Origin of the sequence: Rhizobium sp. 1399, assembly GCF_031455475.1 — a bacterium.
Classification (GTDB): domain Bacteria; phylum Pseudomonadota; class Alphaproteobacteria; order Rhizobiales; family Rhizobiaceae; genus Rhizobium.
In genome coordinates, this window is record NZ_JAVDSU010000019.1 from 49,650 (window position 1) to 61,485 (window position 11,836).

Genomic DNA, 11,836 nt, shown 5'->3' on the forward strand with positions numbered 1-11,836 from the left:
GCCGGGGGAATAATCCGCTGCTCCGCCTTAGAGCAATTCCAGCAAAAGTGTGTAACGGTTTTGCGTCCGGAATTGCGTCAGAACAAAGAGCTTTAGTGGCGGAAATGGCGCATGCCGGTAAAGACCATCGCGACATTGTGCTCGTTTGCCGCATCGATGACTTCCTGATCGCGCATAGAACCGCCCGGCTGGATCACGGCGGTGGCGCCAGCAGCAATCATCGACAGTAAGCCATCGGCGAAGGGCAGGAAGGCCTCGGAGGCGACTGCCGAACCATGTGTCATCGGAACGGCGAGACCAAGCGCCTTGGCCGCTTCCTCAGCTTTGAGCGCAGCGATGCGGGCGGAATCGACACGGCTCATCTGGCCGGCGCCTATACCTGCGGTCTGGCCGTCCTTGGCATAGACCACGGCATTCGACTTCACATGCTTGCCGACCTTGAAGGCGAACTTCATGTCTTCGAGTTCCTGGGCCGTGGGCGCGCGTTTAGTGACCACCTTCAGTTCCAGATCCTCGACCATGCCGTTGTCGCGGCTCTGGACGAGCAGGCCGCCGGAAACGGTCTTGGCAGTGATGCCGGCCGCACGCGCGTCCGGCAGGCCGCCGGCTGAAAGCAGGCGCAGGTTCGGCTTGCGTGCTACGATTGCCTTGGCTTCTTCGGTGACGTCAGGCGCAATGATGACCTCGGTGAAGAGCTGGATGATTTCTTCGGCCGTCGCCGCATCGAGCGTCTGGTTCAATGCGATGATACCGCCGAAAGCCGAGACGGAATCGCAAGCGAGCGCCCGCTTATAGGCCTCGAGAAGTGTTGAACCGGTTGCGACACCGCAGGGATTGGCGTGCTTGATGATGGCGCAGGCCGGCGACTTCTCCGGCAGGAACTCGGCCACGAGTTCGTAGGCTGCATCGGTATCGTTGATATTGTTGTAGGAAAGTTGCTTACCCTGCAGCAGGACGGCTGTCGAAACGCCCGGGCGCTTTTCGCCCGTCACGTAGAAGGCGGCCTTCTGGTGCGGGTTTTCACCGTAGCGCATCTCTTCCTTCAGCACGCCGCCAATGGTGCGATGACGCGGCGTATCGATCGAAAGCGCTTCAGCAAACCAGTTGGAGATGGCAGCGTCATAGGCGGCAGTACGGGCATAGGCTTTGGCCGCCATGCGCTGGCGGAAGGCATAGGCTGTCTTGCCGGCATCGGCCGACAGTTGCTCGGCCAGCTCGGCATAGTCGGCCGGGTCGGTGATGACGGTGACATAGGCATGGTTCTTAGCGGAAGCACGGATCATTGCCGGGCCACCGATATCGATATTCTCGACCGTCGTCGGATAGTCACCGCCGGCCGCACGAACATCCTCAAAGGGATAGAGATTGACGACCAGCAGGTCGATGCCGTCGATCCCATGGGCCTTCATGGCTTCCTGATGCTCGACATCGTCACGGATCGCCAGCAGGCCGCCATGCACCTTGGGATGCAGGGTCTTCACGCGGCCATCCATGATTTCCGGAAACTGCGTCACTTCGGAAACGTCGGTCACCGCAAGTCCTTCGGCTGCGATCGCCTTGTAAGTGCCGCCGGTCGACAGCAGGCGCACGCCACGCGCCGAAAGCGCACGGGCAAGTTCGATGATACCGGTCTTGTCGAAGACAGAGAGCAGCGCTGTCTTGACTTCGACCTTGTCGGGGGCGGGGATTTTCTTGGAAATGACGGCCATGAACCTTCTCCGTTCGGGCTTCGGGAGACATCCGGGCAAGGGACGCTTGATGGGGCCGCGTTACCACAGCTTGGAGCCGGCGCAAACAGCTGCTAGCCCTTGCGCGATAAAAACCAGCGAATTTCAGGTTTCTCCGCCAAATCGAAATCGATCTCGATCTGGTCCGAGCTGCTGATACCGGCGCTGTCAGCAAAGAAAATATCTTCCGAGATCAGCACTTCATTGCCGGGAGAGGAAAACAACCAGCTTTCGCCATCCGGCGCCGTCAGCAGCACGGATTCCGTATCGTTCTGCCTCGGCACGATGGCGGGATGGATGTGGAAGCGGGCAACCGCCCGCAGCGGACCTTCGCTGTGATACCGGTCGTCCGTCACAAAACGGTCCATGCCGGTCACGATGGAGCCAGCGGCGTTCAGCGTCAGCTCCCGCTCATGGATGACGCCAAAAGCATCGAGATAGCCGTCATGCCTCGCCTTGATGCCTTCACGGCCATCCTCGGTCTCCACGCGCTCGGCGGCAACCGTTTCCACCGGCTCCGTCATCATATGGGCCAGAAAAGCCGAGGGAGAGAACCGACTAGAGGACGTATCGTTCAGGACCACGGTGGAATGGGCAGCCGTGGTGCGGGCCATCTGGACATAGCGTTGGCCTGCGAATTTCGGCGATCCCGAGTTGACGATGAAGCGGTAGCGGCCTGAGGACATTTCGAAGGAGAGACTGCCTGCATGGGCTGTTCTGAAGCAGGCGGGCGAGGGTGGTCCGGTATCGGCAATGATCACCGTCTTGCCGGCGGCAAGTCGCTGATAGCGGGAATGCGGTAGCGCTTTGAACGGCTGGCCTGCAGTCTCGTCGTAGCGCAGCACGGACATCAGCTCGTCTGCCAGCGTGGATGTCGCACCGTTGAAGAGCGCCAGATCCCCATCCTGATGGCGGAAGAAGCGCAGGGCAGGGTACATGCGGTCAATACCGGAGATCAGCTTCTGTGGCAGATCGTGGCCGAGATTGACATAGGTCTGCCGCAGCGGCAGCAGATCGAGCAGCAGCTCAAGCCCGACGCGTGGATTGCGGGAGATATGGCCTCCGTCAGGCAGAATCTGGCTGTCGAATTCGCGGTCGAGCGCCTGGGCCGCCCGCCGCACTGTCGAGGCACGCACTGGCATAGCGACAGAGGCCGTCGCGAGCGCGATGCGCAAGCGGAAGCGGACTTCACCAGTCGAATAGGGCGCCATGCGGCGCAAATAACCGATATGAAAGGCGAGCGACTTCATGAAACGGCGATAAAAACCGCGATCGGCATTCTGCAGGACGACCGGAGAATGCGCCAGCCAGGCAATGACACGCTGCGAGACGACGTCGGTCTCCCAGGCGATCCCTTCAATACGACCCCCGTGAATAGAGAGCCAACTATCGACGATCACACGGGCAACGGCCGAACCGCGCTCGCTCTTATTGGCCCGCATATGCCGCAGCCAGCCGAAGCTATGAAGCCTGACCGCAAAAGCGCGTGACGGAAGCGTCAACGTGAAGGGGGATTTGCCGCCGGTTTCCAACATACGCCCGGCAAGCGGAAACCGGCCGTCCATGATTTCTTCGGCAACGTGTGAATCGACGCCTCTCAGATCCGTCGGCGCGACGATCAGGCGTTCCGGCACCGGTATGGCATGGCGGAAGAAACGCAAGCGCAGAAGTGCGGCACGGCGCGTACCGCGCCGCCAAGCTTCCCGAACATACATGCTCGCAAGACGCCGACCGGACTGCATATCAATTGTCTATTGCCCCTCGTGGTTAAGAATAGATGAATCAAAACCGATTTCATTAGCCACGATGTATTATTTTGTGATGAAGTTGGAATATAATAGAACTTAGACACGTCTGAGCACCGCAGCGTAGAAGCCATCGAGGCCCGATGCAAAACCATCAGGCATATCCAGCATTGTAGGAAGTGTGCGGAACTCGCCCAGTGGTGTAATCGCCTGGCTCATACCGGGCCATTTTTCGGTGTCGATCGGCACCCGTTCAACGACCTTCACATCTTCGAGAACGCGCGCCACGACCTCCTCGCCTTCCTGCGGATCGAGCGAGCAGTTGGAAAAGACGAGCACGCCGCCAGGGTTCAGCAGGGTAATAGCATGGCGCAGAAGACGCTCCTGCAGTGCTGCGAGCTTGGTGATATCCTCGGCGCCTTTCGTCCAGAGCACGTCGGGATGCCGGCGCGTCGTACCTGTCGAAGAGCAGGGCGCGTCGAGAAGAATCGCGTCGAAACGCTCCGACGGTTCGAATTTCGTAAGATCCACCGCGATCGTATCGGCTTCGAGGCCCAGCCGCTCCAGATTGGAGCGTAAGCGCTTCAGCCGATTTTCGGACTGGTCGATCGCCGTCACCTTGCCACCGGCAAGGATGAGCTGTGCGGTCTTGCCGCCCGGCGCAGCGCAGAGATCGGCAACACGCTTGCCGGTGAGATCACCGAAGAGCTTCGCGGGAATGCTCGCGGCCGCATCCTGAACCCACCATTCACCCTCGTCAAAGCCGGCAAGCAAGGGAATACCGCCTTCAAAAGCGGAAAGTCGCACGCCGCCAGTGGGTAGCACAGTGCCGTTCAGGCGCTCCGCCCAGCCTGCGGCATCGGATTTAACGGTAAGATCGATCGCCGCCGGCTCAAGCTGGGATTCCGAAATGGCAAGTGCCTGCTCTTTCCCATAGGCTTTTTCAAGCCGCGCGATGAACCACGCCGGCATTGGCGGAATGTCAGCGATCTCGGCAAGGATATGCTCCTTCTCACGGCTAAGACGGCGCAGGATCGCATTGACGAGCTTGGCGAAACGCCGATTGCGAGGATCCTGATTGGCCTGTTCGACCGAAAGGTCGACGGCGGAGTGATCGGGAACGTCGAGATAGAGAATCTGCGCAGCTCCAACGGCAAGCACATGATGCAAAGCTCGGGCACCTTCCGGCAACGGCGTTTCGAGCAGCGAGGCAATGGCGGCATCGATGCGAGGCAGATGCCTAAGGGTGGTGTTGAGGATGGCGCGAACCAGAGCACGATCGCTTTCCCCGAGCGCCTTGTAGGCCGGATTTCCATGCTCGTGATCCAGCGCGCCATCGAGCGGCAGTTTTTTGTCGACGACGGCGGCAAGGATTTTTGCGGCTGCAGCACGCGCCGGCAGGCCGGGTTTTATCGGCGCCTGCGCTGAGCGTTCTGGGGAAGGTTTATGTTTGTGAACTGGCTTCTTCTTGCCGTCTGAATTCAAGACCACGGACCCTTTGGCGGTTGCGAGCCACCGCCGCCGGAACCCGTATTCGGAACCGAGCGCGATTTGCGTGTCGGATTAGCAGCACGAACCGGCCGCGTCGAGACGTCGAAACCTCCCCGTGCCATTTCCTGCAGGGCCGCAATACGATTTTCGGTGTTCGGATGGGTCGAAAACAGGTTGTCCATGCGCTCGCCGGAGAGCGGATTGATGATGAACATATGCGCGGTGGCCGGGTTGCGTTCAGCGTCGTAGTTCGGCACATGCGCCGCACCGCGGGCAATCTTGCCGAGCGCGGAGGCCAACCACAGCGGGTTACCGCAGATTTCAGCACCCCGCCTGTCGGCCGAATATTCGCGCGTGCGGCTGATTGCCATTTGCACCAGCATGGCGGCAAGCGGCGCCACGATCATCGCGACGAGCACGCCGACGAAGCCCAGGGGATTGTTGTTGTTCTCACGATTGCCGCCAAAGAAGAAGGCGAAATTGCCGAGCATCGAGATCGCACCGGCAAGCGTGGCGGTGATCGTCATGGTCAGCGTATCGCGGTTCTGGACGTGGGCAAGCTCATGCGCCATCACGCCCGCAACTTCTTCTGGCGAGAGGGCGGCAAGCAGGCCGGTCGAGGCCGCGACGGCAGCGTTCTCCGGATTGCGCCCGGTCGCAAAGGCATTCGGCTGAGGGCTGTCGTAGAGATAGACCTTCGGCATCGGCAGGCCCGCATTATGGGCGAGATCGCGCACGATACGGTAAAATTCCGGGGCGTTGCGCTCATCGACCTCCTGCGCCCGATAGGCCGATAATACCATCCGGTCGGCATTCCAGTAGGAGAAGAAATTCATGCCGGCAGCGATGAGAAAGGCGATCATCATGCCGCCTCTGCCGCCGATCAAAAAGCCGACAAACATGAAAAGCGCCGTCATGAAGGCAAGCAACATGGCAGTACGCACGAGGTTCATCAGAGGTCTCCATCTCCTTGATTGCAGCGCGATGCTTTAAATCCTGGCGCCAACGCACTATGATTTGGTTATTCGCCAGCCATTTTCAATATTTTCAGGCGGGAGTCAGCATGCAGACGGCCGATAACGATAATGTGGAAACCCCGGTGCCAGAGGGCTCCGAGCCGCCGCGCAAGATGCTTTCCCCTGCCGCAAAGCGTGCGTTGGCCGAAGCCGAGGAGCGCCGCAAAAACGCTAGGCTTGCCGATCTGCCACCGGAGATCGGCGGACGGGGCGGAGCTGAACCCTCCCGCTTCGGCGACTATGAAATCAACGGCCGTGCGATCGATTTCTAGGTAAATATTCCCATTGACTTCGGGGCATAATCGGAATTTATTCCTGTTATGCTTAAGCCGCTTTTGATTCTTCTGTTGTCTCTTTCGTCTGTGCGGGCCCTGGCGGCACGGGACGAAATCGAAGGTCCTGTATCGGCGAAGATTATCCGGATCATTGACGGCGATACGCTGCTGGTTGCCGCAACACCCTGGCCGCAGCAGACCATGGAAGTCTATGTCCGCATTCGCGGCATAGATGCGCCCGAAATCCATTCGAAATGCGCTGAAATCCGGAAGGCCGGTCTCGAGGCAAGAGACGCGCTTGAACAAATGATATCAGGCGTTTCCAATATCCAGCTGAGGGAGATCGCCGGCGACAAATATTTCGGACGAATTCTCGCCAATATCACTTTCGCGGATGGGCGCAATCCTGCACAGGATCTTCTTTCGGAAGGACTGGTCCGCACCTATGACGGCGGTCGCAAACCACGGGTTTTCTGCGCGGAAGAATAGTGCCGCTCCTTACGATGGAGCGGCCCCTTTGACTCAAGCCGTAGCCTTGTTCTGCCGGTTAGCGATCAGATCTTCGACAACGGCCGGATCTGCCAGCGTCGAGGTATCGCCAAGCGAACCGAAATCGTCCTCGGCAATCTTGCGCAGGATGCGGCGCATGATCTTGCCGGACCGGGTCTTCGGCAGGCCGGGCGCAAACTGGATTTTGTCGGGCGCTGCAATCGGGCCGATTTCCGCACGCACATGCTTGACAAGCTGCTGGCGCAGCTCGTCTGTGCCCTCATTGCCCGCCATCAGCGTGACGTAGCAATAAATGCCCTGGCCTTTGATCGGGTGCGGATAACCAACGACGGCAGCTTCCGAGACGAGATTGTGCGAGACGAGGGCGGATTCGACTTCCGCCGTACCGAGACGATGGCCGGAGACGTTCAGAACATCGTCGACGCGGCCGGTGATCCAGTAATAGCCGTCTTCGTCGCGGCGGCAGCCGTCACCGGTGAAATATTTGCCCTTATAGGTGGAGAAGTAGGTTTGGATGAAGCGCTCGTGATCGCCATAGACCGTGCGCATCTGGCCGGGCCAGCTATCGGTGATGCAGAGATTGCCGTCGGCGGCACCTTCCAGCACCTTGCCTTCATTATCGACGAGCTGCGGCTTGACGCCGAAGAAGGGCTTGGTGGCCGAACCGGGCTTGAGGTCGGTGGCGCCCGGCAATGGCGTGATCATATGGCCGCCGGTTTCCGTCTGCCACCAGGTATCGATCACGGGGCAACGCTTGTCGCCGACGACATTGTAGTACCATTCCCAAGCTTCCGGATTGATCGGCTCGCCGACCGTGCCGAGCAGGCGCAGACTCTCGCGGGAAGAGCGGGTAACGAAATGGTCGCCGGCGCCCATGAGCGAGCGGATCGCCGTTGGCGCCGTGTAGAAGATATTGACCTTGTGCTTGTCGATGATTTCCCAAAATCGGCCCTGGTCCGGGAAATTCGGCACACCTTCGAACATCAGGGTGGTGGCACAGTTCGCGAGCGGCCCATAGACGATATAGGAGTGACCGGTAACCCAGCCGACATCGGCCGTGCACCAGTAGATATCACCGGGGTGGTAATCGAAGACATATTCATGTGTCATCGCCGCATAGACGAGATAACCGCCCGTCGTGTGCAGCACGCCCTTCGGCTTGCCCGTAGAACCCGAAGTGTAGAGGATGAAAAGCGGGTCTTCCGCCCTCATCTTCACCGGCGGGCATTCCGGCTTCACCGTGGCGATTTCCTGATGGTGCCAGAGGTCGCGACCCGGCGCCCAGCCGGTCTTGCCGCCAGTACGGCGTACGACGAGCACCTTGTTGACCGTCACATGCTGGCGGGCGGCAATATGGATGGCGGTATCGGTGTTGTCTTTCAGCGGAACCGGCTTGCCGCCGCGGATGCCCTCGTCGCAGGTAATGACGAAGGTGGATTCGCAGTCGACGATACGGCCGGCCAGCGCTTCCGGCGAGAAACCGCCGAAGACGACGGAATGCACCGCACCGATGCGGGCGCAGGCGAGCATCGCATAGGCCGCTTCCGGGATCATCGGCATGTAGATGGTGACGCGGTCACCCTTCTTGACGCCATGCTTCTTCAGCACGTTCGCCATGCGGCAGACATGCTCATAGAGCTCGTTATACGTGATCTTTTTATCGATATAGGGATTGTCGCCTTCGAAGATGATGGCGGTCTGATTGCCGTTCGTCTTCAGGTGACGATCGATACAATTATAGGAAACATTGGTCTGGCCATCCTCGAACCACTTGATCGAGACTTTGCCGGTAAAGGACGTGTTCTTGACCTTGGTGTAGGGCTTGAACCAGTCGATGCGCTTGCCGTGTTTGCCCCAGAACTTGTCGGGGTTTTCAATGCTTTCCTCGTACCATTGCTCGTACTTGGCTTGATCGATCAGCGCACGGGTCTTCACCGGTTTGGAAACCGGATAGATCTTCTCCGACATGGGAACTCCTCCTCACAAGGCTATGCAACGGCCGATAGTTTCGACGCAGCGACCGGGACTCGAATTGCGCAATTCATATCAGGTAGTCTGATGACGGCAATTAGACAAAGGTCATTTCATTTCTGAAGAATTGCAATTCTGCGACAGTGCGGTTATATAGCGCCATATTTCCCGGACATTGTGGTGACAATCCACGGACCGCGACCGGCGCGGACGATAGAAGGACTATATCCATGGCTCAACAGCTGCTCATGCCGAAGGCGACTGCCATCTGGCTCGTCGACAATACAGCCCTGTCTTTCGACCAGATCGCTCAGTTTTGCAAACTGCATCCGCTCGAAGTCAAGGCGATTGCCGATGGTGAAGCCGCGCAGGGTATCAAGGGCCTGGACCCGATCGCCACCGGCCAGCTTTCCCGTGATGAAATCGCCCGCGCAGAGGGCAACCCGAACTACAAGCTGAAGCTTTCCGAGCCGAAGGTCCGCGTGCCGGAATCCAAGCGCCGTGGCCCGCGCTATACGCCAGTTTCCAAGCGTCAGGACCGCCCGAACGCCATTCTCTGGCTGGTTCGCAACCATCCGGAACTGAAGGATGCCCAGATTTCGCGTCTCGTCGGCACCACCAAGTCGACGATCGAGCAGATCCGCGAGCGCACCCACTGGAATTCGGCAAACCTCGCACCGATGGACCCGGTCACACTCGGCCTTTGCAGCCAGATCGATCTCGACATGGAAGTGGAAAAGGCATCCAAGGGCCGTCCGCTGCCAACCGCTGCCGAACTCGGCGCAACGCTGCAGTCCGCTCAGGAAACCGAGCGTCTGACGCCGAGCTATGAGCGTGAGGAAGAAAAGGAAATCGACGCCGATGCCGTCTTCCGCAAGCTGAGCTCGCTGCGCTCGACCCCCAAGGACGAGGATGAAGATGATCACTTCTGAGATCGTCATATCCTGAAATGAATAAACCCCGCCAGTGGCGGGGTTTTTTGTTGCCGTTCTCCTGCGCGCTATTAGCTGCGGAAGAGCGAGAGAATGTTCTGCGCCGAGGAATTGGCGATCGAGAGGGACTGGATCGCGAGCTGCTGCTGCGTCTGCAGGGCAGAGAGCTTGGAGGACTCTTCTTCCATGTCGGCGTCGACGAGGCGGCCGACACCGGAGTCGATCGAGTCACCCAGAGCGCTGACGAAGGTTTCCTGCAACTGAATTCGGGTCGAAATCGAGCCGAGCTGTGAACCTGCATTCGTCATGGCCTGGAGCACGAGTTCGACGCCGGAAAGCGCTCCATCGAGCTGGCCCTGAGTGAAGGTGGTGATGTCGAGTGCATAGATCGACGGCATCACGATGGAGACGTTGCCATAGGTGCCGTTGAATGCGGTACCGATGATGCCGCTCGTCGTTTGGATCGTGCCGTTGCTGTTCATGCCGAACAGCACGTTGCCGAGCGTGCCGGCATCAAGAACATAGTCCGTCATCTTGACCGAAACGGCATTGGAACCGTCACGGACGAAGGAGGAGACGACGCTCTTCGTGCCCGAAGCGCCGGCAACCCAGTTTTCACCGGAGAAGGACGCCGACTGAGCGATGCTTACCAGCTGTTCCTGCAGCTGGTCGATTTCTTCCTGGACCTTGGTCTTGTCGACGCCCTTTTCCGTAGCGGCGACGATCTTGGACTTGATTTCGCTGACGACATCGATGGCGTTGTCCATAGCCGTGTAGGCCGTATCGACCTTTGCAGCGCCGAGGCCGAGGGCGTCGGAAACAGCCGAGAGGGCCTTGTTGTCCGAACGCATGGTCGTTGCGATCGACCAATAAGCAGCGTTGTCGGCAGCTTTGTCGATACGATAGCCCGAGGAGACGCGGCCCTGGGTATCCTTGAGGCTGTCATTTACGCCGCGCAGGGTCTGCAGCGCTGCCATAGCAGCGTTGTTGGTGAGGATGCTTGTCATGTTCCGTTTTCCGCAATCAAAGTGAAAGGGGTCATCCGGACGAGTCCGGTAACGGCGACGCTTCATGCAAAACCCAGGAGAGCTGGGTCATTGCCGTTAACGAATGGTTGCGCCCAACATAGTTAATAATTCCTCAATTAGCTTTGCTGAAAATTTAATTTAAGTTCTCGTTAGGGCTTGCGGCGGCAGTCAATCGGCTTTGGAAAAGCGCGAGAAATCGTCAAAAATTATTCAATAATTTAAGTATCTTAGGGGAATGCCGCGAACGATGTGTGGTCGGGCATTAACTAGAAAAGCCGCGCGCTTAAACTTTTTTTCGAATTAATGAATATTATCGCTTTCCAAACAACGGCCACCGGATACCTCTTCGAATCATGAGCAATCCTCCGATTCGAAGAGATCGTTTTCCGCCATTTGTTAACGCGTGCCGAAAATCGCCGAGCCGACGCGCACGCTGGTGGCACCGAACGCAATGGCAATCTCGTAGTCACCGGACATGCCCATGGAGAGTTTTTTGACGCCGCACTTTTCTGCGAGCTTGGCGAGCAGGGCGAAATGCGGACCGGGATTTTCATCCGCCGGCGGAATACACATCAGCCCTTCAATGGCAAGGCTGAGCTCATCGCGACAGAAGTTCACGAAAGCTGCCGTATCGTCAGGTGCAATGCCGGCCTTTTGTGGCTCCAGGCCGGTATTGACCTGCACATAGAGACGCAGCGTCTTGCCCTGCCGCTTCATTTCCTCGGCAATGGCGCGCGCGATCTTCTCACGATCAATGGTCTCGATTACGTCGAAGAGCGCAACCGCTTCGGCAGCCTTGTTGGATTGCAGCGGACCAATGAGGTGCAGCTCGATGCCGGGCGTTTCCGCCTTCAGTTCCGGCCATTTTCCCTGGCTTTCCTGAACGCGGTTTTCTCCGAAGACGCGCTGACCGGCTTCGATCGCCAGGCGAATGGTATCGGCCTCAAAGGTCTTGGAGACCGCCACCAGCTGCACGGAACGTTCCGGACGACCCGCATCCCGCCCCGCTGCAGCAACCCTGGACCATACTTCTTTCAACCGCTCTTGAAGTTCCATCGTTTCGTCCCGATAACAGGCATAAATTCATCGGCAATGCACTACTGGGCTGCCGTGGGCTTGCCAAGGCTTCTCTCCGTGAAAT

General features: G+C 58.7%; 10 protein-coding genes. 3 read left to right on the plus strand and 7 right to left on the minus strand.

Going from position 1 to position 11,836, the window contains the following annotated elements; translation table 11 throughout:
- Positions 1-92: 92 nt before the first annotated feature.
- The 4 genes from purH to htpX all read right to left on the minus strand — a co-directional run bounded on the left by purH (position 93) and on the right by htpX (position 5,916).
- Positions 93-1,709: a bifunctional phosphoribosylaminoimidazolecarboxamide formyltransferase/IMP cyclohydrolase gene (gene purH, locus J2X71_RS35035; RefSeq protein WP_310389750.1), complete on the minus strand. Its 1,617-nt coding sequence runs from the start codon at positions 1,707-1,709 to the stop codon at positions 93-95.
- 92 nt (positions 1,710-1,801) lie between these two features.
- Entirely contained in the window at positions 1,802-3,469 is a 1,668-nt protein-coding gene (locus tag J2X71_RS35040; RefSeq protein WP_310389752.1) for a heparinase II/III family protein, read from the minus strand.
- Positions 3,470-3,571: 102 nt separating this feature from the next.
- Positions 3,572-4,963 carry an RsmB/NOP family class I SAM-dependent RNA methyltransferase gene (locus tag J2X71_RS35045; protein WP_310389754.1) on the minus strand — a complete coding sequence of 464 codons (1,392 nt, stop codon included), beginning with the start codon at positions 4,961-4,963 and terminating at the stop codon, positions 3,572-3,574.
- Positions 4,954-5,916 carry a zinc metalloprotease HtpX gene (gene htpX, locus J2X71_RS35050; protein WP_310389756.1) on the minus strand — a complete coding sequence of 321 codons (963 nt, stop codon included), beginning with the start codon at positions 5,914-5,916 and terminating at the stop codon, positions 4,954-4,956. The genes J2X71_RS35045 and htpX overlap by 10 nt, the downstream gene beginning before the upstream one ends.
- A 110-nt stretch (positions 5,917-6,026) precedes the next feature.
- Here htpX and J2X71_RS35055 point away from each other — a divergent pair, with 110 nt between their 5' ends.
- Entirely contained in the window at positions 6,027-6,251 is a 225-nt protein-coding gene (locus J2X71_RS35055) for a DUF1674 domain-containing protein (RefSeq protein WP_310389758.1), read from the plus strand.
- Between the two features lie 75 nt (positions 6,252-6,326).
- A complete protein-coding gene (locus J2X71_RS35060; protein WP_310389759.1) occupies positions 6,327-6,743 on the plus strand; it encodes a thermonuclease family protein in 417 nt (138 codons plus the stop codon).
- A 33-nt stretch (positions 6,744-6,776) separates the two neighbouring features.
- Here J2X71_RS35060 and acs read toward each other — a convergent pair whose 3' ends face one another.
- Positions 6,777-8,732, minus strand: a complete 1,956-nt coding sequence (gene acs / locus J2X71_RS35065; RefSeq protein WP_310389761.1) for an acetate--CoA ligase — start codon at positions 8,730-8,732, stop codon at positions 6,777-6,779.
- 233 nt (positions 8,733-8,965) lie between these two features.
- Here acs and J2X71_RS35070 point away from each other — a divergent pair, with 233 nt between their 5' ends.
- Complete coding sequence (locus J2X71_RS35070; protein WP_037102176.1) at positions 8,966-9,667, plus strand: DUF1013 domain-containing protein; 702 nt, start codon at positions 8,966-8,968, stop codon at positions 9,665-9,667.
- A 71-nt stretch (positions 9,668-9,738) separates the two neighbouring features.
- On the opposite strand, the gene J2X71_RS35075 is transcribed toward J2X71_RS35070, so the two are convergent.
- Both J2X71_RS35075 and J2X71_RS35080 read right to left on the minus strand, forming a co-directional pair.
- Positions 9,739-10,674: a flagellin gene (locus J2X71_RS35075; RefSeq protein WP_310389764.1), complete on the minus strand. Its 936-nt coding sequence runs from the start codon at positions 10,672-10,674 to the stop codon at positions 9,739-9,741.
- A gap of 417 nt (positions 10,675-11,091) precedes the next feature.
- Positions 11,092-11,751: a YggS family pyridoxal phosphate-dependent enzyme gene (locus tag J2X71_RS35080; protein WP_310389766.1), complete on the minus strand. Its 660-nt coding sequence runs from the start codon at positions 11,749-11,751 to the stop codon at positions 11,092-11,094.
- Positions 11,752-11,836: the final 85 nt, after the last annotated feature.

Excerpts from the sequence above, each read along its gene's own strand:
- J2X71_RS35075 (WP_310389764.1), bottom strand. The coding sequence starts at position 10,674 with ATGACAAGCATCCTCACCAACAACGCTGCTATGGCAGCGCTGCAGACC.
- purH (WP_310389750.1), bottom strand. The coding sequence starts at position 1,709 with ATGGCCGTCATTTCCAAGAAAATCCCCGCCCCCGACAAGGTCGAAGTC.
- J2X71_RS35080 (WP_310389766.1), bottom strand. The coding sequence starts at position 11,751 with ATGGAACTTCAAGAGCGGTTGAAAGAAGTATGGTCCAGGGTTGCTGCA.
- J2X71_RS35055 (WP_310389758.1), top strand. The coding sequence starts at position 6,027 with ATGCAGACGGCCGATAACGATAATGTGGAAACCCCGGTGCCAGAGGGC.
- J2X71_RS35070 (WP_037102176.1), top strand. The coding sequence starts at position 8,966 with ATGGCTCAACAGCTGCTCATGCCGAAGGCGACTGCCATCTGGCTCGTC.
- J2X71_RS35040 (WP_310389752.1), bottom strand. The coding sequence starts at position 3,469 with ATGCAGTCCGGTCGGCGTCTTGCGAGCATGTATGTTCGGGAAGCTTGG.
- acs (WP_310389761.1), bottom strand. The coding sequence starts at position 8,732 with ATGTCGGAGAAGATCTATCCGGTTTCCAAACCGGTGAAGACCCGTGCG.
- htpX (WP_310389756.1), bottom strand. The coding sequence starts at position 5,916 with ATGAACCTCGTGCGTACTGCCATGTTGCTTGCCTTCATGACGGCGCTT.